The 23,021-nt window shown below is 71.1% G+C and carries 18 protein-coding genes; 9 read left to right on the top strand and 9 right to left on the bottom strand.

Annotation, left to right across the window (positions count from 1 at the left end):
• Positions 1 to 13: 13 nt before the first annotated feature.
• Complete coding sequence (locus ACOZ38_RS06480) at positions 14 to 526, bottom strand: PH domain-containing protein (protein WP_424529214.1); 513 nt, start codon at positions 524 to 526, stop codon at positions 14 to 16.
• A gap of 114 nt (positions 527 to 640) precedes the next feature.
• On the bottom strand, positions 641 to 1,465 hold the full coding sequence (locus tag ACOZ38_RS06475; RefSeq protein WP_424529213.1) for a biotin--[acetyl-CoA-carboxylase] ligase: 825 nt from the start codon (positions 1,463 to 1,465) through the stop codon (positions 641 to 643).
• A 219-nt stretch (positions 1,466 to 1,684) separates the two neighbouring features.
• On the opposite strand from ACOZ38_RS06475, the gene ACOZ38_RS06470 reads away from it, so the two are divergent.
• Both ACOZ38_RS06470 and fdhD read left to right on the top strand, forming a co-directional pair.
• Positions 1,685 to 3,898: an FdhF/YdeP family oxidoreductase gene (locus tag ACOZ38_RS06470; RefSeq protein ID WP_424529212.1), complete on the top strand. Its 2,214-nt coding sequence runs from the start codon at positions 1,685 to 1,687 to the stop codon at positions 3,896 to 3,898.
• Positions 3,899 to 3,969: 71 nt separating this feature from the next.
• The gene (gene fdhD, locus ACOZ38_RS06465) at positions 3,970 to 4,857 is read left to right on the top strand and encodes a formate dehydrogenase accessory sulfurtransferase FdhD (protein WP_424529211.1); all 888 of its coding nucleotides are present in this window, start codon (positions 3,970 to 3,972) and stop codon (positions 4,855 to 4,857) included.
• A 37-nt stretch (positions 4,858 to 4,894) separates the two neighbouring features.
• On the opposite strand, the gene ACOZ38_RS06460 is transcribed toward fdhD, so the two are convergent.
• From ACOZ38_RS06460 to ACOZ38_RS06450, 3 genes are all read right to left on the bottom strand, one after another.
• Positions 4,895 to 7,615: a phosphoenolpyruvate carboxylase gene (locus tag ACOZ38_RS06460; protein WP_424529210.1), complete on the bottom strand. Its 2,721-nt coding sequence runs from the start codon at positions 7,613 to 7,615 to the stop codon at positions 4,895 to 4,897.
• 85 nt (positions 7,616 to 7,700) lie between these two features.
• Positions 7,701 to 9,257, bottom strand: coding sequence for a hypothetical protein (locus tag ACOZ38_RS06455; RefSeq protein WP_405144808.1), 1,557 nt, complete (start codon positions 9,255 to 9,257; stop codon positions 7,701 to 7,703).
• A 74-nt stretch (positions 9,258 to 9,331) separates the two neighbouring features.
• Positions 9,332 to 10,150: an ABC transporter ATP-binding protein gene (locus ACOZ38_RS06450; protein WP_405144807.1), complete on the bottom strand. Its 819-nt coding sequence runs from the start codon at positions 10,148 to 10,150 to the stop codon at positions 9,332 to 9,334.
• A gap of 74 nt (positions 10,151 to 10,224) precedes the next feature.
• Here ACOZ38_RS06450 and ACOZ38_RS06445 point away from each other — a divergent pair, with 74 nt between their 5' ends.
• From ACOZ38_RS06445 to ACOZ38_RS06415, 7 genes are all read left to right on the top strand, one after another.
• Positions 10,225 to 11,823 carry an acyl-CoA carboxylase subunit beta gene (locus ACOZ38_RS06445; RefSeq protein ID WP_424529209.1) on the top strand — a complete coding sequence of 533 codons (1,599 nt, stop codon included), beginning with the start codon at positions 10,225 to 10,227 and terminating at the stop codon, positions 11,821 to 11,823.
• Positions 11,824 to 11,832: 9 nt separating this feature from the next.
• A complete protein-coding gene (locus ACOZ38_RS06440) occupies positions 11,833 to 12,042 on the top strand; it encodes an acyl-CoA carboxylase epsilon subunit (RefSeq protein WP_424529208.1) in 210 nt (69 codons plus the stop codon).
• A gap of 103 nt (positions 12,043 to 12,145) precedes the next feature.
• Positions 12,146 to 13,093 (top strand): NYN domain-containing protein, encoded by a 948-nt coding sequence (locus ACOZ38_RS06435; RefSeq protein ID WP_424529207.1) that lies wholly within the window; start codon positions 12,146 to 12,148, stop codon positions 13,091 to 13,093.
• 67 nt (positions 13,094 to 13,160) lie between these two features.
• On the top strand, positions 13,161 to 14,777 hold the full coding sequence (locus ACOZ38_RS06430) for a DNA-3-methyladenine glycosylase 2 family protein (protein WP_424529206.1): 1,617 nt from the start codon (positions 13,161 to 13,163) through the stop codon (positions 14,775 to 14,777).
• The gene (locus ACOZ38_RS06425) at positions 14,774 to 15,280 is read left to right on the top strand and encodes a methylated-DNA--[protein]-cysteine S-methyltransferase (RefSeq protein WP_424529205.1); all 507 of its coding nucleotides are present in this window, start codon (positions 14,774 to 14,776) and stop codon (positions 15,278 to 15,280) included. The genes ACOZ38_RS06430 and ACOZ38_RS06425 overlap by 4 nt, the downstream gene beginning before the upstream one ends.
• A gap of 155 nt (positions 15,281 to 15,435) precedes the next feature.
• The gene (locus tag ACOZ38_RS06420; RefSeq protein ID WP_424529204.1) at positions 15,436 to 17,442 is read left to right on the top strand and encodes an ABC1 kinase family protein; all 2,007 of its coding nucleotides are present in this window, start codon (positions 15,436 to 15,438) and stop codon (positions 17,440 to 17,442) included.
• Positions 17,443 to 17,530: 88 nt separating this feature from the next.
• A complete protein-coding gene (locus tag ACOZ38_RS06415; RefSeq protein ID WP_424529203.1) occupies positions 17,531 to 17,947 on the top strand; it encodes a TIGR03618 family F420-dependent PPOX class oxidoreductase in 417 nt (138 codons plus the stop codon).
• Here the strand turns inward: ACOZ38_RS06415 and ACOZ38_RS06410 are convergent.
• The 4 genes from ACOZ38_RS06410 to ACOZ38_RS06395 form a co-directional block, all read right to left on the bottom strand.
• The gene (locus tag ACOZ38_RS06410) at positions 17,922 to 18,134 is read right to left on the bottom strand and encodes a serine hydrolase (RefSeq protein ID WP_424529202.1); all 213 of its coding nucleotides are present in this window, start codon (positions 18,132 to 18,134) and stop codon (positions 17,922 to 17,924) included. The two genes, ACOZ38_RS06415 and ACOZ38_RS06410, sit on opposite strands and share 26 nt — an antisense overlap.
• A 98-nt stretch (positions 18,135 to 18,232) precedes the next feature.
• Complete coding sequence (locus ACOZ38_RS06405) at positions 18,233 to 19,162, bottom strand: hypothetical protein (RefSeq protein ID WP_424529201.1); 930 nt, start codon at positions 19,160 to 19,162, stop codon at positions 18,233 to 18,235.
• Positions 19,159 to 19,854 (bottom strand): hypothetical protein, encoded by a 696-nt coding sequence (locus tag ACOZ38_RS06400; protein WP_424529200.1) that lies wholly within the window; start codon positions 19,852 to 19,854, stop codon positions 19,159 to 19,161. Before ACOZ38_RS06400 ends, ACOZ38_RS06405 begins: the two co-directional genes overlap by 4 nt.
• A 157-nt stretch (positions 19,855 to 20,011) precedes the next feature.
• A complete protein-coding gene (locus tag ACOZ38_RS06395) occupies positions 20,012 to 23,008 on the bottom strand; it encodes a BTAD domain-containing putative transcriptional regulator (RefSeq protein WP_424529199.1) in 2,997 nt (998 codons plus the stop codon).
• Between the last annotated feature and the right edge of the window lie 13 nt (positions 23,009 to 23,021).

The raw sequence follows: 23,021 nt of genomic DNA, 5'->3' as shown, positions 1-23,021 counted from the left end.
TCCGGGGCATATCTCACCGACCGTCGATGTCTCCGTCGGAAGCGTCCTCCACCAGCCGGAACAGCTCCGACCTGACCGCCTGGATCTTGGGAATGTCCTTGAGGTTGATCTCGCCCTTGTCGGAGGCGGACTCGACCACGAGGGTGCCGCAGCCGAGCATGCGCTCGACGAAGGTCTGGTCGGAGCTGACGCTGTTGACCTTGGTCAGCGGGATGTCGTCGTCGGACTTGCTCAGGATGCCGGTGCTGATGTTGAACCGGTGGGTCGTGAGCGTGTACGACGTGGTCTTCCACCGCAGGTACGGGATGAACGACCAGAGCGCCAGCGCCACCACGGACACGACGGCCACCGCGAGCCACGCGTAGCGGGCGTACTCGTAGTCCACGGGAATGAAGTAGAACGCCGCGCTCGAAGCGGCGATGACGAGGATCAGCGCGAAGAAGGGAAGTATCAGGCGCTTCCAGTGCGGATGGAACGAGTGCACGACCCGCTCCCCCGCCGTCAGATGATGTTCAGGGAGACCCATGGGGCAAATCGTGGCACGCCGATCTCCCCCACGTCTTCCCCATCTTTCGCGCCGGGGCGGATGCCCCGCCAACCCGGGCGTTCTCTTGGCCCGATCTTGACGTGAAGAGCCGTCCTAGCGCGGGGCGGGCCGCACGTGCACCACGTCGCCCACGCTGAGGGCGTGATCGACGCCGTCGGCACGCACGACCAGGTGGCCGGAGCCGTCCACGCCCGTGGCGACGCCGCTCAGCAGGCGCTCCCCGGGAAGCTCGACCCGCACCTCCTGGCCGACCGTGGCGCTCATCGCGGTGTAGGCGGACCGCAGCCCGCACGCGTCGGCATCGCCGTCGGCCGCCAGCCAGTCGCGGTAGTGCGACTCGATCTCCCGGAGCACGGCCCTGATCAGGGGGTCGCGGTCGGTGCACTCGGCGTTCTCGATGGCCAGCGAGGTGGCGGTGGTGACCGGCAGCTCGTCGGCGCGCACCGACACGTTGAGCCCCATGCCGACGACGACCGCGCCCTCTACGCGCTCGGCGAGCACGCCCGCGATCTTGCGCTCGCCGACGAGCAGGTCGTTCGGCCACTTCAGCCGTACGTCGAGACCGGCGACGCGGCGGATGGCGGTCGCGGCGGCCAGGGCCACCAGCAGGGTGATCCACCCCTGCCTGGCCGGGGGGACCGCCGGGCGCAGCAGCAGGGAGAAGGTCAGCCCCGAGCGCGCGGGAGCGGTCCACACGCGGCCGAGCCGGCCGCGCCCCTCAAGCTGGAGCTCCGCGATCAGCACGGCGCCCTCGCGCGCGCCGTCGCGGGCGAGCTGGGCCAGGTCGGCGTTGGTGGACCCGGTGCGGTCGACGACGGTCAGCTGGGACCAGAGGCCGCCCGGCCGGATGACGGCGCGGGTCAGCGCCGCCTGCGAGAGCGGCGGCCGGTCGAGATCGGTGTACGGCGAGTCAAGCACGTCTCCATCCTCCTCCTTCGCGCGGAGCGGCGAGGCCCGCTTACCGTTATGACCAGCGAACACTACGTACCGCCACCATAATTTTGACCGTGGGTGACCAACCGGCCTCCGATGCCGGCGTGATCCGGGGTTAGTCAAAACCGGGTGAAAGGTGATCCTATGAGTACGCCCCGGGGATGACCGGCAGGCAGGCAGGCAGAAGAAACAGGTGAACGTCCGGTGAGCAAGCGTCTTGACCCTCGGAACTGGGCGAGCTGGAAGCCCTTCGGCATCGGCGAGCGCAAGCCCAACAACTATCTAGAGCTGTGGAAGGCGTTCCGGTCGGTCAAGGGCAACCGGCGCTTCGCCTGGCGCATCCTCAACGAGGGCACCTGCGACGGCTGCGCCCTCGGCACCCGGGGCATGCGCGACTGGACCATGGACGAGATCCACCTGTGCAACATCCGCCTGCGGCTGCTCAAGCTGAACACCATGCCCCCGCTGGACCATTCGGTGCTGGCCGACGTGGCCCCGCTGGCCAAGCTCAGGAGCGCGGAGCTGCGCGACCTCGGCCGCCTGCCGTACCCCATGCTCAGGCGCAAGGGCGAGCCCGGCTTCACCCGCGTGAGCTGGGATGATGCGCTCGGCCTGGCCGCGTCCCACCTCCGCGGCACGAGGCTCGGGGTGTACCTCACCAGCCGGGGCGTCCCCAACGAGAACTACTTCGCGGCGCAGAAGGCCGTGCGGGCGCTCGGCACGAACAACGTCGACAACGCGGCGCGCATCTGCCACTCGCCCTCGACGGTCGCGCTCAAGCAGACCATCGGGGCCGCCGCGACCACCTGCTCCTACACCGACTGGATCGGCTCCGACCTGATCGTCTTCATCGGGTCGAACCCGTCGAACAACCAGCCCGTCGCGATGAAGTACCTCTTCCACGCCAAGAAGGCGGGCACCCGCATCGCGATGGTGAACTCCTACCGCGAGCCGGGCATGGAGCGCTACTGGGTGCCGTCCAACGCCGAGTCCGCGCTGTTCGGCACGAAGATCACCGACGACTTCTTCGGGGTGAACGTCGGCGGCGACATCGGCTTCCTCAACGGCGTGCTCAAGCACCTCGTCGAGAACGACTGGCTGGACAAGGCGTTCATCGACCGGCACACCTCGGGCTTCGAGGACGTACGGGCGGCCGTCGCCGGGCAGTCGTGGGAGACGCTCGAGGCCCTCAGCGGCGCCACGCGCGACCAGATGTACGAGCTGGCCAAGCTGCTCGGCGAGGCGAAGTCAGCCGTGCTGGTGTGGTCGATGGGCATCACCCAGCACTCGTACGGCGAGGACAACGTGCGTTCGATCGTGAACCTCGCCCTCGCCAGGGGTTTCGTGGGGCGGGACAACTGCGGGCTCATGCCGATCCGCGGGCACAGCGGGGTGCAGGGCGGCGCCGAGATGGGCGCCTACGCCACCGGGCTCCCCGGCGGCCTGCCGATCACCCCCGAGAACGCCGGGAGGTTCAGCGAGAAGTGGGGCTTCGAGGTTCCCTCCACGCCTGGGCTCACCGCGACCGACATGATCGACGCGGCCCACGAGCGCGAGCTGGACGTGCTGATCTCCTCCGGGGGCAACTTCCTGGAGGTGCTGCCCGACCCGGCCTACTGCCGCGACGCGCTGTCCCGGCTCCCGCTCCGGGTCCACGTCGACATCGTGCTGTCCAGCCAGATGCTGGTGGAGTCGGAGGGCGACGTCCTCCTGCTCCCCGCCCAGACGCGGTACGAGATGGAGGGCGGGGTGACCGAGACCTCCACCGAGCGCCGCGTCATCTTCTCCCCCGAGGTGCGGGGGCCGCGCATCGGGGAGGCGTGGCCGGAGTGGAAGATCTTCACCGAGCTGGCCGCCCGCGCCCGGCCTGAGCTGGCGGACAAGATCCGTTATCCGGACGGCACGCCGCAGATCCGGCGGGAGATCGAGGACGCCGTGCCGTTCTACGCGGGCATCGCCGGGCTCGCGAAGTTCGGCGACAACGTGCAGTACGGCGGGCGGCACCTCTGTCCCGGCGGGCGCTTCCCCACCGCCGACGGTCTCGGGCATTTCTCGCCCGTCGAGCCACCCCGGCTGGAGCGCCCGGACGGCTCGTTCATGGTCGCCACGCGGCGCGGCAAGCAGTTCAACAGCATGGTCCACGAGCGGCGTGACGGCTTCAACGGCGCCACCCGCGAGGCCGTGCTGATGAGCCCGTACGACGCCGACCGGCTCGGGCTGCCCGACGGCGCCGAGGTGGAGCTGACCGGCGCCGCCGGACGGTTCACCGGGCGCGTGATGCGGGCGCCGCTGACGCCGGGCAACCTGCAGATCCACTGGCCGGAGGGCAACGTCCTGCTGGACGTCGCCCGCCGCTCCCCCGACGCGCGGATCCCCGACTACAACGCCGTCGTCACGCTCAGAAAGACCGCGCCATGACCACCGGCCACGCTCCGAAGGACCATGCCCGGGGCGCCCGGGGGGCGGAGAAGCACGGTCGTGAAGATCAGGTGAGGACCTCCGCCGGGCATGTGCGGCCGGGGCCGACGACTCGGGTTCGCGTACGCGAGGTCTCCGGCGGGGCCGCACGCGACCGGCGGGACGATCTCGCCACCGAGGAGCCCTTGGAGATCCGGATCACGGCGGGGGGCGCCACCCGCACCCTGGCCATCACCATGCGGACACCCGGCGCCGACTTCGAGCTGGCGGCCGGGTTCCTGTCGGGCGAGGGCATCGCGGCACCGGAGGACATCGCCTCGATCGCGTACTGCACCGACGACGACCTCCCGCCTGAGGCGCGCTACAACACCGTCACGGTACGGCTGCGCGGAGCGACGCTCCCCGACCTACCCACTATGCAACGACATTTCCTGACATCGAGCGCTTGTGGCGTTTGCGGTACCGCCAGCCTCGAAGCGCTCCGGGACCGCCACGCCTGCCTGGAACCGGCCTCCTCGGAGGTGCCGCTTCCGCCGGTGCCCGCCGAGGTCCTGTACGAGCTGCCCGACCGGCTGAGGAAGGCGCAGGGCATCTTCGGCAAGACCGGGGGCCTGCACGCGGCGGGGCTGTTCACAGCCGACGGATCGCTGCTCGCGCTGCGGGAGGACGTCGGGCGGCACAACGCCGTGGACAAGCTCGTCGGCTGGGCCCTGATGTCCGAACGGCTGCCGCTCAGCTCGTTCCTCCTCCTGGTCAGCGGCAGGACCAGCTACGAGATCATGCAGAAGGCCCTGGCGGCGGGCCTGCCCATGGTCTGCGGCGTGTCCGCCCCCTCCTCCTTGGCCGTCGACCTGGCCAGAGAGTTCGGCCTGACCCTCGTCGGCTTCCTGCGAGGCGAACGCTTCAACATCTACGCCGGCCCGGACCGCATCACCTCCGCCCCCGGGCACGGCGACTGACTCACATTCGCCACTCCGAAAGCGGGCGCGCCCTTGCTCAGCCGGTGTTCTGGAGGCCCGCGGCCACGCCGTTGACGCTCAGGAGGAGGAGGGTTTCGAGGCGTTCCCGTTCGTCGTCGGAGAGGCTCTCCTCGGCGCGGAGGGCCGACAGCGCGCGGAGCTGGAGGTGGGACAGCGCGTCGACGTAGGGGTCGCGGAGCTGTACGGCCAGGGACAGCACGCGCCTGCTCTCCAGCAGCCGGGAGTGCCCGGTGATGGCGAGGACGAGCTTGCGGGTCAGGTCGTACTCCGCGAGCACCTGGTCGGCGAAGTCCTGCCGTCCGCCGAGCGCGAGGTAACGGGCGGCGATCTGCCGGTCGGTCTTGGCGAGGGACATCTCGGCGTTGTCGAGGAGCGAGGCGAACAGCGGCCACTCGTTGTACGCCCGCCGCAGCTCCTCCAGTCCCGGCCCAGGCTCCACCCCGTTCCCGGCCTCCGACCCGGCGCCATTGGAGGCGGACTCCGGGCGGGTGGCGGCGAGGAGGCCGCTGCCGAGGCCGTACCAGCCGGGAAGGTTGACACGGGTCTGGGCCCAGGCGAACACCCACGGGATCGCCCGCAGGTCGTCCAGGGACCGGGGCGCGCCGAGCCCGCGCCGCGCGGGGCGGGAGCCGAGGCGCAGCGAGCCGATCTCCTCCAGGGGGCTGACCAGGCCGAACCACTCCGGGAACCCGGGCGCCTCGGTCAGCGAGCGATAGGCGCCCTCGGAGGCGGAGGCGACCCGCTCGGCCAGCAGCCGGAAGCGCGCGGCGGCCTCGGCCGTACGGGCCTCGACCGAGTGGGTGGAGGCGAGCAGCACGGCGTTGGTGACCTGCTCGATGTGCCGCAGGGCGATCGCCGGGTGGCCGTACCTGGCGAAGATGACCTCACCCTGCTCGGTGACCTTGAACCGGCCGGCGACCGACCCGGGGGCCTGGGCCAGTACGGCCCGGTTGGCGGGGCCGCCGCCCCGGCCGAGAGCGCCGCCCCGGCCGTGGAAGAGGGTCAGCTTGACGTCGTTGGTGAGGGCCCAGGCGGCGAGCTCGGCCTGCGCGTCGTAGAGCTTCAGCGTGGCGGCGGCCGGGCCGAGCTCCTTGGCCGAGTCGGAGTAGCCGAGCATGACCTCAAGCCGGCGTCCGTTCACGGCGAGGCGCTTCTGGACGGCGGGCAGTCCGAGCATCCCGGTCAGCACGTCGGCCGAGTTGGCGAGGTCCTCCCCGGACTCGAACAGCGGCACGACGTCCAGGACGGGGGTGCGACCCCCGAGCGCGTGCTCGGCGAGCTCGTACACGGCCGCGATGTCGCCGGCCGACCGGGTGAAGGACACGACGTACCGCGAGCAGGCCGCGACGCCGAACCGCTCCTGGATCCAGGCGATCATGCGGATGGTCGCCAGGACCTCCTCGGTGCGCTCTGAGGTCGTGCCGGCCCTGATCTCCTCCAGTGCCTGGGCGTGCACCTGCGAGTGCTGGCGGACCTCCAGCTCGGCCAGGTGGAACCCGAAGGTCTCGACCTGCCAGATGAGGTGCTGGATCTCCCCGTACGCCTGGCGGGTCGCGCCCGTGGCCACCAGGGAGGCCTGGCAGGTGCGCAGGTCGCGCAGCAGCTCGTCGGGCGAGCGGTACGCGAGGTCGAGGTCGCGGCGGCGGGTGGCGGCGATCCTGGCGGCCACGAACAGCAGCCACTGCCGGTGCGGCTCACGCGGCGAGCGCTTGCCCAGCTCGGAGACCAGCTCCGGATGGTCGTCGGCCGCCGCGGCCAGCGCGTCGCGCAGCCCCTTGCTCGGCGCGCCGTACAGGGAGGACGCGGTGAGGGTGCGGCCGATGCGGGTGGCGGCGTTCTCCAGCGCGGTCAGCACGTGCTCGGCCTGGATCAGCACCGCCTCGCGGGTGACCCGGGCGGTCACGTTGGGGTTGCCGTCGCGGTCGCCGCCGATCCAGCTTCCGTAGCGGATGAAGGCCTTGGCCTGCGGCTCGCGGGTGCCTGAGCCCTCGGCGAGCGCGGTGTCCAGGGACCGGTAGATGCGCGGGACCGTGCGGAACAGGGTCTCGTCGAACGCCGACATGGCCGTGCGGACCTCGTCGAGCGGGTCGAGCTTGGTGTGCCTGAGCTGGGCGGTGCGCCACAGCATGTCGATCTCTTCGAGCAGGCGGCGGTGCGCCTCCTGCCGCTCGTGCGCTCCTCTGTCGGGGGCGTTGTACTCCGCGAGCTGCACGCTGACCCGCTGGATGGCCGTGACGACCGCGCGGCGGCGCGCCTCCGTGGGATGCGCGGTCAGCACCGGGCGGAACTCCAGCTCGGAGATCAGCTTGGTCAGCTCCTCCGGGCGGAGGTCCTGCTTCAGCTCGCTCACCGCCTGCGCCAAGGACTCGGGCAGCGTCGCCTCGCCGGTGTCTCTGGACCTCAGAGTGCGGATCCTGAAGTGCTCCTCGGCAAGGTTAACCAGGTGGAAGTAGCACGTGAAGGCCCGGGCGATCTGCACGCTGCGGTCGATCGACCACCCGGCGACCATCGCGGCCACCTCGTCGACGGAGATCTCGCGCCTACGCGCCGCGATCACCGCCTTGCGCAGCCGCTCGACGTCGGCCAGCAGGTCGGGCCCGCCGTCCTCGGCGATCACCCGGCCAAGCAGCTCGCCCAGCATGCGCACGTCCGCGCGCAGCTCGTCGGGCATCTCGGAAACGGCACTGTGGCGTTCAACAGGAGAACGGTCTGCCTGCTGTGAAGCGATGGCGGCCATACCAGGAAGGGTATCCAGTCGGCCCTGTCACCTGGATACCGGTCTCACCTATTGGACTAGACCAGTGTGCGCGCGGCGGCGGCGGTCAGGCGGGCCGGGAGACGGCGCCGAGAAGGTCCGGCAGGCGGGCGTACCCGATGGACGCGGCCAGCCGCCGCCCCGCGAGCGCGACCACCAGCCCGTACGGCACGGCCAGCGCGGCGACCCAGGTCACCCCGAGGAAGACCGGCAGCACGACGGGGAACGCCAGCATGCTGGTGCCGAGCATCGCGCCGAACGACCCGGCGAACGCCACCCCGCCCTGGCCGGGAGCCGCGCTGGTGAAGGCGTTGATCCGGTCGGGATAGGTGTAGGGAAGGATCACGCTGGTCACGGCCCCCACGCCGAGGGCGACCAGCAGGAGCCCGCTCGCGGTCAGCACGGCGGGCAGTGCCCAGGGCAGGTGCCCGGCGACCAGCGCGGCGGCGACCGACAGCACGGCGAGCAGCGGCACCGCGACCAGAGAGATGGCGAGATGCCGCCCGGCGAAGTCGGTGCGCAGGTCGCGGTCGGAGGAGTACACGATGGCGTTCATCCACAGGGCGCGGCCGTCGATGCCGAACGCGTTGGCGGCCTGGAGCCCGATCATCAGCGCCCCGATGCACGCCGGGGCGACGGCCAGCGCCGATCCGTCCAGGCCGTTGGGACCGCCGCTCAGGGAGAACATCAGCACTCCCGAGAAGCCGATGGCCGCCATCCAGCCCATGCGCCCCCGTGGCTCGCGGCGGACGTACTTGAGCTCCTTTGCCACGACGGCGCCGAGCGCGCCCCCGGGGAGCAGGCCGTCGAAGCGGCTTCGGCGTACCGAGCCGATCTGCGTGGAGGAGTCGGCGGTGACCATGGCCCTGCTCAGCCCGGCGATCCACAGCCGGCCGAGCACGAGCACCACCAGGGCCACGATCACGATCTCGGCCAGCCCGAGGAGCCCGCCGTCCGCGATGGCGTGCGCGGCCATCCCGGGCGGCCCCCACCGCACCAGCGAGGCCAGGTTCGCGACGAACTCCCGGGGATCGCCGCCGAAGCCGCGGTTCAGGAGCAGGTTGGGAAGCTGGGTCAGCAGGATCACGAAGACGACGCCCACGGCCAGCACGTCACGGCCCCGGCGGGTGCGGAGCACGCGGGAGAGCGCCGTGGTGACGGCCCTCGACGCGACGAGGCACAGCGCGACCTGCAGCACTACGGCGACCAGGCCGATCAGCACCCCGGTGAGGCTCCGCGACAGCCCGACGACGGCGCCGGCCAGGAAGCACAGCGAGGCCAGCGGCCACGGGCCGGTGGCCGAGGCGGCGAACATGCCGACGGCCATCTGGCGGGCGGTGAGCGGGAACAGGGTCAGCCGCGCGGGATCGAGCGTCTCGTCCACGCCGAAGACGAGCAGCGGGCCGATCACCCAGATCAGCGTGAGCAGGGTGAACAGCACCACTCCGGCGTCGAGCGCGAGGTCCGCGGGAGCCAGCCGAAGCAGGCTCATCAGAAGGAGCCCCCCGCAGCCCACCATGAACGCCGCGATCATCGTGAAGACGAAGCCGACCTGGCGCATGGTGTCGCCGCGAAGGTTCCCGGCGATCAGGCGCAGCTTCAGGCGGACGAACAGCCAGGCCATGCCGGCCCCTCTCGGCTCGGGCGCTCCTCGTTCATACGGAGTTCATGCGGAGTTCATACGGATCGCGGCCGTGTTCACGCGGGCGAGGATCCGAGCCACGACAGGCCCTCGTCGCCGGTGCCACGCACACCGACCAGGTCGAGCAGGGCCTCGTTGAGCGTGTGCCCGCCCCGTACCTCGCTCAGGGTGCCCTGGGCGACGATCTGGCCGTGGTTCATCACCGACACCCAGTCGCAGAGGCGCTCGACGAGCTCCATCACGTGGCTGGAGAAGACGACGGTCGAGCCGGAGGAGGTGTAACGCTGGAGGACCTCGACCAGCGTGTTGGCGCTGACCGGGTCGACCCCCTCGAAGGGCTCGTCGAGGAAGAGCACCTTGGGGTTGTGCAGCAGGGCGGCGGCCAGGCCGATCTTCTTGCGCATGCCGGTGGAGTAGTCGACGACCAGCTTGTCGGCCGAGGCCGCGAGGTCCATGACGTTCAGCAGCTCCTCGGCACGCCGGGCCACCTCCTCCTTGGGGATGCCCCTGATCTGGCCGTTGTACGAGAGCAGCTCACGCCCGGAGAGCCGTTCGAAGAGCCGCAGGCCTTCGGGGAGCACGCCGACATGGGCCTTGACCGCCACCGGGTGACGCCACACGTCGACCCCGCCGACCTCCGCCGAGCCCGCGTCGGGCATGAGCAGGCCGGTGATCATGCTGAGTGTGGTGGTCTTCCCCGCGCCGTTCGGCCCGACGAGGCCGGCGAAGCTGCCGCGCGGCACCACGAGGTCGACTCCGGCGACCGCCACCTGGCGGCCGAACCGCTTGTAGAGCCCCCGTGTGCGGACCGCTTCCGGAGGGCCGGTGGAGCCCGCTGAGGCGGCCGAGCCGGGCCCACTGGCGAAATCGGTCATGCCGTCACTCTAATCGGGGGCCCAAGGACGGTTCCGGGTGACAGGCGATCTGAGGGGAGGACTAACCTACGGGCATGAGCGCTGAGCCCGTTCCGCACGTCAACGGCATCGATTCGCACACCACCGCGGGAAAGATCGCTGACCTGGAGCGACGCCTCGACGAGGCCGCCCACGCAGGATCCTCGCGTGCGGTGGAGAAACATCACGCCAAGGGCAAGATGACCGCCCGCGAGCGGCTGGTCGCCTTCCTCGACGAGGGATCGCTGGTCGAGTTCGACGAGCTGGCCCGGCACCGGTCGTCCAGCTTCGGCATGGAGCACGAGCGGCCGTACGGCGACGGCGTGGTGACCGGGTACGGCACCGTGGCCGGCCGTCCCGTGGCGGTCTTCGCGCAGGACTTCACGGTCTTCGGCGGCTCGCTCGGCGAGGTCTTCGGCGAGAAGATCGTCAAGGTCATGGACCACGCCCTCAAGACCGGCTGCCCGGTCGTCGGCATCAACGACTCCGGGGGCGCGCGCATCCAGGAGGGCGTCGTCTCGCTCGGCCTCTACGCCGAGATCTTCAAGCGCAACGTCCACGCCTCGGGGGTGATCCCGCAGATCTCCCTGATCATGGGCCCGTGCGCGGGCGGCGCCGTGTACTCCCCGGCGCTCACCGACTTCGTGCTCATGGTGCGCGAGAAGTCCCACATGTTCATCACCGGTCCTGACGTCATCAAGACGGTCACCGGCGAGGAGGTGACGTTCGAGGAGCTCGGCGGCGCCCACACCCACAACTCCAAGTCGGGCGTGGCCCACTACGAGGCGGCCGACGAGGCCGACTGCCTGGAGTTCGCCAGGGCCCTCCTGTCGTACCTTCCGTCCAACAACATGGACGAGGTCCCGGTGTTCGACTCCCCCGCCGACCTGACCGTCACCCACGTCGACCACGAGCTCGACACCCTCATTCCCGACTCGGCGAACCAGCCGTACGACATGCACCAGGTGATCGAGCACGTTGTGGACGACGGCGAATTCCTGGAGATCCACGCGGGGTTCGCGCCGAACATCGTCGTGGGCTTCGGCCGGGTCGAGGGCCACTCGGTGGGAGTCGTGGCCAACCAGCCGATGAGCTTCGCGGGCACGCTGGACATCGCCGCCTCGGAAAAGGCCGCGCGTTTCGTCCGCACCTGTGATGCCTTTAACATTCCCGTCCTTACTTTCGTGGACGTGCCGGGCTTCCTTCCGGGTACTGATCAGGAATGGAATGGGATCATCCGGCGCGGCGCCAAGCTGCTCTACGCCTATGCCGAGGCGACGGTGCCACTGGTCACGGTGATCACCCGCAAGGCGTACGGCGGCGCGTACGACGTCATGGGGTCCAAGCACCTCGGAGCCGACATCAACCTGGCGTGGCCGACGGCGCAGATCGCCGTGATGGGAGCCCAGGGCGCGGTCAACATCCTCTACCGGCGCGAGCTGGCGACGGCGGACGACCCCGAGGCCGAACGTGCCCGGCTGATCACCCACTACGAGGACATGCTCGCCAATCCGTACCTCGCCGCCGAGCGGGGCTACGTCGACGCGGTGATCAGGCCCTCGGACACCCGGGTCAAGATCGTCAGGGCCCTCCGCGTGCTGCGCAACAAGCGCCAGACCCTGCCGCCGAAGAAGCACGGCAACATCCCCCTGTAGGAGGCGTCCATGGATCAGCCCTATCTCAGGATCATTCACGGGGACGCCACTCCGGAGGAGGTGGCGGCGCTCGTGATCGCGGTCGCGGTCGCGACAAGACCGACGAACGAGGTACGAACCACTCGAACCCGCGAAACGTGGCGTAACCCATCACACCAGCTGAGAAGGGCGCTCCCCACGGGCCCGGGAGCGTGGCGAGCAAGCTCACGGCCCCATTAGATCTTTGGAAGTGGGTGTCAAGCGAGCTAAGAGTTGGGACTATCTAGAAATGGGGGAATATAGTCAGCCGATCATTGCCTAGGACCGAGGCCTGGAGGAGAGCATGGCAATCCCGGACCTCACACCGCATCCCGTGGCGGCGAAATACGCCGTTCTCGTGGACGTCGGCTATCTCTACGCTGCGGCGGGCGAGGTCATCCTGGGTGCCAAGGAGCGCAAGGAATATCGCGTAGCGGCCGACGAGCTGATCCAAGCTCTGAAGAAGCACGCGATGGAGCGCATCCCCGGCGAGTTGCTGCGCGTCTACTGGTACGACGCCGCCCGCGACCGCGTGCCCACCGTCGACCAGCGCGTGATCGCGCAGCTTCCGTGGGTCAAGGTGCGTCTCGGCAACCTCAACGCCCGAGGGCAGCAGAAGGGCGTCGACGCGCAGATCCGCAGCGACCTGGAGGCGCTCGCCCGGCACCACGCGGTGAGCGACACCGTGCTGATCGCCGGAGACGAGGACATGGTGCCCGCCGTCGAGGCCGCCCAGACGTTCGGCGTGCGCATCCATCTGTGGGGCGTCGAGCCTCCCTATGGAACCAACCAGGCCGAGCGTCTCGTATGGGAGTCCGACACCGTCGAGGAGCTGGGGGCCGACTTCCTGCGCCCCTACTTCAACCGCGCCGCCCAGGTGGTGACCGCCACCGCGCCCACGCCGCCGTCGCCCGCCCAGGTGTTCGCCGGCCGCACCGCGCTCAGCGCCAAACCGGCCATCAAGCACCCCGGACAGGTCACCAAACTGGGGCCGAGCCGTCCGAGGGTCGAGGAGGTCGGCGAGCACGTCGCGCAGAAGTGGATCCTCACGCGTGGCCGCGACAACATCCGCGACCTGCTCCCTGGCCCACTGCTGCCGACGGTCATCGACACCGAGCTGCTGATCGAGGCCGAGAAGGAGCTCGGCCACTCCCTGCGCCCCTACCCCGAGGCCAGGGTCTGGCTGCGCGACGGCTTCTGGGCCCGCGTCTACCGCGAGTTCGACCTGGGCGTCGGCATTTCCACGAAGTGAAACCGGCCGACGGCAAGGTCCGATTCCCGCCAGTCGTGCGGCCTGAACAGGGCATAACGTCGTAGCTGTGACACCACACCAGACCCTCGACTTCGACTCCTGTTACAGGGCGGCGAGCGCTCGCGACACGAGGTTCGACGGGCGGTTCTACACGGCCGTCACCTCGACAGGCATCTACTGCCGCCCCATCTGCCCCGCCCGCACGCCCGCGCGGCAGAACGTCAGGTTCTACCGCCACGCCGCCGCCGCCGAGGCGGCGGGGTTCCGTCCATGCCGCCGCTGCCGCCCCGAGCTCAGCCCCGGCGATCCCGGCTGGGACGTCGCCGCCGACCTCGTCGGACGGGCGCTGCGGCTGATCGACGACGGCGTGGCCGACGAGTACGGCGTCGCGGGCCTCGCGAGCCGGTTGCACGTCACAGAACGCCACCTCCTGCGCCTCTTCACGGCCCAGCTCGGCGCCGGTCCCCTGGCCGTGGCCAGAACCCGGCGGCTGCTGCTGGCCAAGCAACTGCTGACCGAGACCCCGCTGCCGATCACCGATGTCGCGTTCGCCGCCGGGTTCGGCAGCGTGCGCCAGTTCAACGCCACGATGAAGGAGGCGTACGGCTTCGCGCCCAGCGATCTCCGTACCACCTCTGGCCCGCTCACCCGCGCCACCTCCGCGAGAACCACCGACCCGGGCTCCCGGCGCGCCACCTCGCCCAGAGCCACACCCGGTCCGCGGCCGGGAGGGGTCACTCCGGGCATGCCGGCGGCGCTCACGCTGCGCCTGAACTACCGGCCCCCGTACGACGCGGAGACCCTGCTCGGCTTCCTGACCGCCCGGGCGATCCCGGGGGTCGAGGAGGTGAGCCCTTCCTGCTACCGCCGCGCCGTGCCCGGAGGAGTGATCAGTCTGGCTCCGGCCGACGGGCACGTCAGGCTGTCGGTGACCCTTGACGACACCCGCCACCTGGCGCGGATCGTGTCCCGGTGCCGCCGGTTGCTCGATCTCGACTCCGACCCCGGCGCCATCGCCGACGCCCTGAGCACGACCGCGCTACGTCCGCTCGTAGAGCGCCGTCCGGGGTTGCGCGTTCCGGGGGCCTTCGACGGCTTCGAGCTGGCGGTACGCGCCGTCGTCGGCCAGCAGGTCTCGGTCGCGGGGGCCAGGACGCTGCTCGGCCGCATCGCCGCCCGCGCCGGCGCCCCGGCCAAACCCTGCGACATCGCCGCCCGCAACGGATCACCCGGCGGCACCACGGCACTCACTGGAGCGCCGGCCCAGGTGGGCGATGATGCCGGAAGCGTTCCGGTCAGTGGGGACGCCGATGGGCCGCGTCTGCTGTTTCCCACCGCGGAGCGGCTGGCGGAGGCCGACCTGTCCGGGCTCGGGCTGACCGGGAGGCGCGTCACCACGCTGAAGATCCTCGCCGAGAAGGCGGCCTCAGGTGAGCTCGACCTCGACGGCGGGGCCGACCCGGCCGAGGCCGCGTCCAGGCTCATGGACATCCCGGGCATAGGGCCGTGGACCACCGGCTACATCGTGATGCGCGCCCTGCGCGACCCCGACGCCTGGCCGGCCGACGACCTCGGCCTGCAGCGGGCCATGAAAGCACTCGACATTCCCGAAGACGACACCGAGCGTTGGCGCCCCTGGCGGGCGTACGCCGCCCTTCACCTTTGGAGTTCGGAGAAGTCATGAACGCGACGATCGACGCGCAGGTACTGCCCACTCCGACCGGGCCGCTGTCGCTGCTGGTGCACGACGGCGTGCTGGTCGCCGCGGGGTTCACCGCCGACCCCACGGAGATGTACGTACGGCTGCCGGGAACGCTCACCGCGTTCCCCCTCCAGACCGTCGACGACCTCGGCAAGCCCGCGCAGGCCGTACGGGACTACCTCGACGGCGACCTGTTCGCGCTCGACACCGTGGAGCTGGACCAGCCGGGCACGCCGACCCGGCAGCGGCTGCTCGCGGCGCTGCGCGCGGTGCCGGCGGGCACGACGGTGAGCTACGCCGAGCTGGCCGAGCGAGCCGGGCTGCTGAGGACGGCGGCACGGGCGGCCGGGTCGGCGTGCGCCCAGAACCTCATCGCCCCGTTCGTCCCCTGCCACCGCGTGCTCCCCTCCGTAGGAGGCTTCGGCGGCTACTACTACGGCCCGCCGGTCAAGGAGTGGCTCCTCAAGCACGAGCACGCGCTCTGACATCCCACCAGGACGATCCCATCGCCCGGACGCCTGAGCACACGCGGGCGCCCGTGAGGAACCGGTGAAATCGCGCAAATCAGCACGATAGGGTCTGCGCGGCATCGACGAACGCCGCCACGCGGCCCCACGCAGGATCGCACGGAGGACTCCCGGTGGATCTCCTGGTCACGACCATCATCGCTGTCACGACTACCGTGATGATCGCCGGGTTCGCGGTGGTCGCGCGGCGGCTGCTCAACCTACGGTTCGGCACGTTCCGCGCGTTCCTGGGTGGGGCGCTGGCCTTCCTGCTGGCCGGGCCCATCGCCCAGGCGCTGGCGGGATCGGTGACACGGGACGACCCCAGCCTCGCACCACTGTGGTTCCTGATCCTGGCGGTGGCGTGCGCGCTGCTCGCGGCGATGGTGTTCCTGGCGGTCGCCGAAGCCCTGGTGCCGACCGGGTCGCTGCCCGGCCCGATCGAGCTGGTCCGGTCGCTGCGCGGCAGGATCTCCCGATCACGCCGTTACTTCACCATCGTGCGAATCCTGGCGCGGCACGGGCTGGCGCCCTATCTGCGCGGGCGCCGCCCGGACGTCGACGCCCTCTATGGGCGCGTACGGCTCGCGCAGTCGCTGCGCCTGGCGCTCGACGAGGCGGGCGTGACCTTCGTGAAGCTGGGCCAGATCCTGTCCACCCGCCCCGACCTGCTGTCCGCCGAGTTCATTGACGAGTTGGCCCTGCTGCAGGATAGGGCCGCGCCCGCGCCGTGGGAGGAGATCGAGCGCGTGCTGGCGGCCGAGCTGCCGGGGACTGTCGACGAGGTGTTCGCGGAGTTCGACCGGCAGCCGCTCGCGTCGGCCTCGATCGCCCAGGTCTACGCCGCGCGGCTGCACTCGGGCGTCCGCGTGGTGGTGAAGGTCCAGCGGCCGGGGATCACCGAGGTGGTCGAGCGGGACCTCGACATCATGGCGCGGCTCGCCCGCTCGCTGGACCTCCGTACGCGGTGGGGGCGTGCGATCGGCGTCCGCGACCTGGCGACCGGGTTCGCCGAGGCGCTGCGCGAGGAGCTCGACTTCCGGGTGGAGGCCACCAACATGGCCGCCGTCGCCGCGAGCTCGCGGGACCCGGCGGTGCACGTGCCCGCCCCGCACGTGCCGCTCTGCGGGCGCCGGGTGCTGGTGATGGAACGCCTGGAGGGAACGCCACTGGCGGCCACGATCTCGCTGACCGGCCAGGGCCACTGCCAGGTCGAGAGCGAAGGCGGCGAGGGCCCGGGCCAGGAGACACGCGACCAGGCCGCTCTCGCGCGCACGCTGCTCGACGCGCTGCTCCGGCAGATCATGCTGGACGGCGTCTTCCACGCCGATCCCCACCCCGGGAACATCATGCTGCTCGCCGACGGGCGTCTCGGCCTGCTCGACTTCGGCTCCGTCGGACGGCTGGACGGCTCGCTGCGCGCGTCTCTTCAGCGGTTGCTGCTGGCGATGGACCGGGGCGACCCGCTCGGCGTGTCGGACGCGCTGCTGGAGGTCGTACCGCGCCCTGACGAGATCGACGAGCAGCGGCTGGAGCGCGACCTCGGCCGGTTCATGGCCCGCCACATGAGCGGCGGCGGGCAGCCGGCGGGCGTCCAGATCTTCACCGACCTGTTCCGCATCGTGTCCGGCCACGGCCTGTCGGTGCCACCCGAGGTGGCGGCCGTCTTCCGCACGCTGTCCACGGTGGAGGGAACGCTGACCCGGCTAGCGCCCGGGTTCGACCTGGTGGCCGAGGCACGCGCGTTCGCCACCCGCCATTTCGCGGAGCAGCGCGACGCCGCGACGGTCAGGCGGATCGTCGCCGACGAGGTCGTGACGCTCCTTCCGATGCTGCGCAGGCTGCCGCGCCGGGTGGAGCGCATCGTCGGCGCGGCCGAGCACGGGCGGCTCAGCGTGAACGTGCGGCTCTTCGCCGACGAGCGCGACCGCAGGCACGTCACCGGCATGCTGCACCAGGTGCTGCTGACGGTGCTGGCCGCGACCACGGGGATCATGGCCGTCCTGCTCCTCGGCATCGACACCGGGCCGAAGGTCACCGCCCAGGTCACGCTTTATCAGCTCTTCGCCTACAACCTCCTGGTGGTCGCCTCGATCCTCGCCCTGCGCGTGCTAGTGATGATCTTCCGCCGGGAGAACTGACTCGGGGTGTTCGACAAGGCGAAGCCTCCTGCCGGTACGCACTGCGATTCAATCTGTCGTGCGTCTGACGATTGATTGGAGTGACGAAATGCCGGGGAAAGCCCTGCGCCCGGACCTGATAGGGCGCGGCGAACCGTTCCGCGCGTTCTGGCATGAACGACACCTGTGCACGCTGACCACCATCCGTCCCGACGGGACACCGCATGTCGTACCGGTCGGGGTGACGCTGGACCTGAGCACGGCGATCGCCCGAGTGATCACCTCGCGTGGGTCGTACAAGGCCCGGCTGGTCGGCGCCGCCGGTCCTGCGGGCGCGCCGGTCGCCGTCTGCCAGGTGGACGGGCGGCGCTGGTCCACCCTGGAAGGGCGCGCCGTGATCCGGGACGACCCCGGAGAGGTCGCCGACGCCGAGCTCCGGTACGCGCGGCGCTACCGCGCGCCCCGGGAGAACCCCGAACGCGTCGTGATCGAGATAGAGGTCACGCGGATACTCGGCAATGTCTGACTCGGTGAATCTTGGTGACCGAAGCGATACGGAAGATCGTGTCCCTGGCCATCGGGGAGGTGCCGTCGACGTCGGCAGAGCCGACGGCCTCCACCTCGACCCTGTCGCCCCGGGCCACCAGGCCCACCACCCCCGGCACCGAACCGTCGCCGACGTACGTCTTCAAGAGGCCGTGCAGCATGCTCATCGGTCCACCTTCTCAAGTGCGCGGTCACAAGGTAAGACCACCGGCACGCCGGAAGACCAAGCACTCGCCGCCACCGAAAACCTCGCTCGCCTGATCGGTCAGGAGTCGCCGCGGACGATGCTCTGGACCTCGCCCACGGGGACGTCCCTGACGGCGGACGCCTGGACCGGCTGGAAGGCGAAGGCGACGCCGCCGGCGGCCGTCACCGGCCACTCCGTCGTCACCGTGAGCACGTACGCCTTGCGGGACTGGTCGACCGAGGCGCGCAGGTAGCGGACCCCGCAGTCGAAGGTGCCGCCCTTCACGTAGGGATGGCCGGTGGGACCGCAGTTCTGCCTCACCTCGGCGCGGTCGGCGGTCGTGCCGGGGTCGATCTTGACGTTCGCCAGGGTGGCGGTCACGGTGGCGGACATGACACCTGGCAGCTCGGCCGTCACCGACCGGGTGGTGGCCCCGATGCCGGTCAGCCACACCCAGGTCGGCAGGTTCACGTAGCTCTTGACGACGGGGCTGAGCTCGATCTTGGGCTCGGGCACCGTCAGCGCGGCACGGGCGAGGTCGTACAGCTCCTGGAGGGTGATGCCGCCGGGCGGCGTCGCCCCCTGCGGCACCCAGACGGCTCCGGGCAGGCCGGTCGCGCACGCGAGGCCGTCGGGGTCGGCGGCGTTGTACGCGGGCGCCCACCAGCGGCCGTTCTGCCCGACCTTGTCCTTGTACTGCTTGAGGAACTGGTCGAATTCCTCGGCGGTGCCGGTCGGGTGGGTGTGGAACCAGTCTTCCCTGATGTTCTGCTGCCGGTTCAGCATGTCGTCGGCCTTGTCGCCGGGCTCGTACCAGCAGGGACGCTTGACGCGGTACCCGTCGCTCTTGGCGCCGAGGCCGTTGCCGCTCAGCACGATCTTGGAGTCGCGCAGGATCACGCCGCTCGTGCGACCGTCCTGGAAGCCGGTGCCGCGCGGGCCTCCGGGGTCGAGGACGGGGGCGGTCGTCAGCGAGGCGGCCAGGACGAACGACAACAGCGATCTCATCGGCGGCACTCCTTCGCACGCTCGTGGGGGTAGGAGGCGTGCAGGTAGGTCCTGACCCGCCAGGCTCCGTCGTCGCCCTTCCGCACGGCCGCGACCTGGAGGTAGACCGAGGTGGGCTGCCGGGTCCATGCGGGCTGGGCGGCGATCGGACGGCCGCTGTCGGCCTCCGTCACCCGGACGCCCGACTCGTCGACGCAGGCGTCGACCTCGGCGCCCCGCCCGGAGGCCGACGCCACACGCATGGCGTACACCTTGGCGGACCCGGTGGCCGACTCGCGCCGGTCGACGAAGCCGCGGACCCAGGTGTAGGCGTCCCGGCCGGCCTGGTCCTCGACCTCGGAGAGGTAGGCGGTGTCCTTGCCCTCGGTGACGACGGCCTTCCAGGATCCGACGTAGCCGTCGGTGAAGGCCTTGACCATGGCCTGCTGCGCGCCGTCGAGACCGGAGGGCCACTCGATGGACACGCTCATGCCGGGCGCGACCTCGACGTTCTCCACCCCCGGCGTCGACAGCACCCGCGGAGCGCCGAGCGGGCCCTGCGTGGCGGCGGCGGATGGGGCGGCTGAGGGGTCGGTGGCCGTGGCGCCGGAGGACGCGGGGCCGTCGGCAGGGGTGAACGGGCGCTCCGCGCCGGCGGCCGAGCATCCGGTGCCCAGCAGCGCGACGGCGGCCAGGGCAGCCCGCATCCGCATGCCGACGACGCTAACCACGGGCCGGGAGCTCGAACCAGCGTTATGCGCGTATCGGCATGACTCGCGGGAAACATCCTGACCCGCGCGCCCCATCCCTCTCAATGCCGCCGCCTTTCTCCTGCTTATCGGTACTTCTCAGGTTTGTCGCCGCCGTGGATCACGCGGACGGCATCGAATGCAGCCGCCAGGTGGGCAGCAGCTCGTCGATGAGCGACTCGGTCTCCGGGGCCATCCCTCCGCCATAGGGATGGGAGGAGGACCGGCGGTGCAGCCCGTCGACCACGGCGCGCAGCTTGAGCGGGTCGCCGGTGGCGTGCGCGGCCCGCAGCAGGTCGCGCCAGAGCCCCTCGTCGTCGGCCGCCAGCAGCAGCCCCGCCCGCACCGCGGCCACGGCCGCCTCGGCGTCGCCGTGGGCGAGCCGCACCTCACAGAGCCTGTGGGCGGCGTCCGCCACGCTCGCGGCCACCTCGTACTCCAGCTCGTCGGCCGCCAGCCAGGCATAGCGCCCGCGCGGCCTTCCGTTGAGCAGCGGGCCCCGCACCAGCCCCAAAGCCTTCTCCAGGAGCACTGCCCGGGCGCTCGGGTCGTTGTGCGAGCGCCGGACAAGCTCGCGGAACAGCTGCCAGTCGGACCGTACCTCGGGACCGAGCCGCAGCCGCCCGGTGTCGTCGGTACGGAGGTTCGGCCTGCCCTCACTGTCGGTGCCCAGCCACTCGGCCACCCGGGCGATCGTCGCGTCCCGCACGACGGCCTGCACACCGCGCGGCCACAGGATGCCGCCGAGCACGACCGGATGCACCCCGGCCGGATGGGTGGCCAGGTAGACGACCAGCTCGCACGCCAGCTCGGCCCTGCCCTCCTCCAGGGGCGGCACCGGCCCGATCTCGATCGGGCCGAGCACCCGCACGTTGATCGAGGGCGTGGTGGTGAACTCGCGCGGCTCCTCGTCCTCGCGCACCGGCTCACCCTCGCGGCGCTCGGCCGTGCGGAACAGCTCGACGACGGCGTCGTAGTGGCGCCGGGGCAGCAGTTGCGCCGCCACGGTGACGCCGAGCGCCTCCACCCGTGCCTTGCCCTCCTCCGTGATCTCCCAGGTCCAGGTGGGGTGCGGCACGTCACCGGCGATGACGTACCCGGCGGCCATGCGGGTGCCCACGCGCCCGAGCTTCGCCAGGCGAGCGGCCTCCCCGGTGTCGGGCCCGATGGCGGACAGCAGGAAATGCGGAGGACAGACGGGGTCGGCGGCCCGGCCGTGGACGCGGCCGGTGAGCACCTGCGTGCCCGCCGCGGACATCTCCTCGGCCCTCGCCTCCAGCTCGGGCAGCGCCTCGGCCAGGGTGCCCACCACCCGGACGCGGTGCGGGGCGATCGTCGCCAGGTCGTTGCCGAAGCCCACCAGCGTGACCCGCATCTGGTCGGACCAGCGGTTGGTCGCCAGCTCCACGGCCAGCGCGGCGAGGGCGTCGCGCACGCGATGGCCGGCGATGGCGATCACGCCGTGCGCCGCTTCCAGGTCGATCAGCACCCGGCCCGACTCGGTGACGCCGAGCGAGACGAGACCGGGGTACGGGGCGGGCGCGTCGGCGAGCGCGTGCTCGTCGATGCCCCGGCCCTCGTGTGCGAGCAGCCGCCAGGTGCGGCCGCCGTCGTGCGACTCCCAGGGCTCGGGGGCGTCCTGCTCCGGCGGGTGGATCCACAGGTCGAGCCCCCGCGCGGACAGGTGCACGGCGTAGATCGTCGGAGGCACGCGGCCCTGCTCGGCCAGGAGCTTGCCGAGCAGGCGCAGCCCGTTGTCGAGCATGCGGCTGCCGGGGGCGTCGGAGCCGAGGCGCAGCGCGACCTCCGCGCCCGCGGCGTCGCCCCTCGGCCGGGGGATGCGGTGACCGAACGCGCGGTGCCAGAGCTGCTCGCGCCTGCGCCGGCCGAGCGCCACGAGGAGGCCGGCCGCCGCGAGCGAACCGCCCGCCAGGTAGTCGACGAGATCTAGGCCACCGCCCTGGTCCTGCTTCTCCGGCCTTTCCGGTAATTCGATCTTTTCGGCCTTCTGGGGTTTCTCCACGGGCTTCACGGAAGGGGAGACGGTCGCCTTCGGGAGTTTGGGAATGGCCGAGACCGGGGGCACCTTCGGCACGGCGGGAAGGTGATAGGTGCGCTGGGGCAGCGCGGGCGGTGGCAGGACGACCTTCGTTTCATCCTTTTTCGCGGTTTCGTCCAGCGCGCTCCGGCCCTCACCGGCGGGGTCCTTGATGGCCTGTCGTTCGGTGCCTTGGTCCTTCGTGGCCTGGCGTTCGGTGGCGTCCGGGGCGACGAACTGCGTGCGGCCGTCCATCTCGACGGGCTTGCCCGGGTGGCGCTTGAGCGTCGTCTCGCGCTGCTCGTCCACCGGGACCACGTGCACGTTCCTGGCGTCGTCCGGCATGTCGAGCACCCAGCCCGGCTTGATCAGGTCGGCCATCTGCAGCCGGGTGCCGTCGGGCTGCGCCTTGTGCTGGTTGAGGCGGTAGATCTCCGGATAGCGCCGTCCGTCGCCGAGGCACTTGTCGGCGATCTCCCAGAGGCTCTCATGGTGGCGCCCGTGCGGAGGCTGGACGACGTACACCTTCTTGACCTGGCGCACCACGTCGAGCGAGCCCTGCTCCTCGGGGATGGGAGCGGTGAGAGCCGCCGCCACGACGGAGGGCCTGGCCGGCGGCGGGCCGGAGGCGATGCCCGCGATCGGTATCGCGACGGCCGACACGGTGAACAGCATCAGCGCCGTGGACACGAGCCGGTTGGCCAGCGCCTGCGGCCCGCCCGAGAGCGGCACGCGTACGGGCATGCCGATACGGCGGATGCCGGAGTACACCTCGACGATCACGCAGAGCACGAGCTGGAACCACGTGAGCCAGACCAGCAGCACGAGGATGGCGACAGCGGTGCTGGTGCTGACCTGCCTGGTCAGGAGGTCTCCGTTGAGAAGCTCCTCGGGCAGCGGCGGGCCCGCGAGACGCAGGAGGGCATAGGGGACGCCGCCCATCAGCGCGGCGAGGGCGATGAGCGCCGCGATGCCGGCGATCACGTCGCCGACCGTCCGTCGCGGCCGGATGCGCCGGGGCGGCGCCGCCGGTGTGATCCCGGACGACGGGCGCGATGGGGGTCTGCGTTGCGCGGTCATCTCTCTCCCTCCT

Source organism: Sphaerisporangium viridialbum (assembly GCF_049674955.1).
GTDB lineage: Bacteria > Actinomycetota > Actinomycetes > Streptosporangiales > Streptosporangiaceae > Sphaerisporangium > Sphaerisporangium viridialbum.
This window is presented reverse-complemented; position numbering and strand designations above follow the sequence as displayed.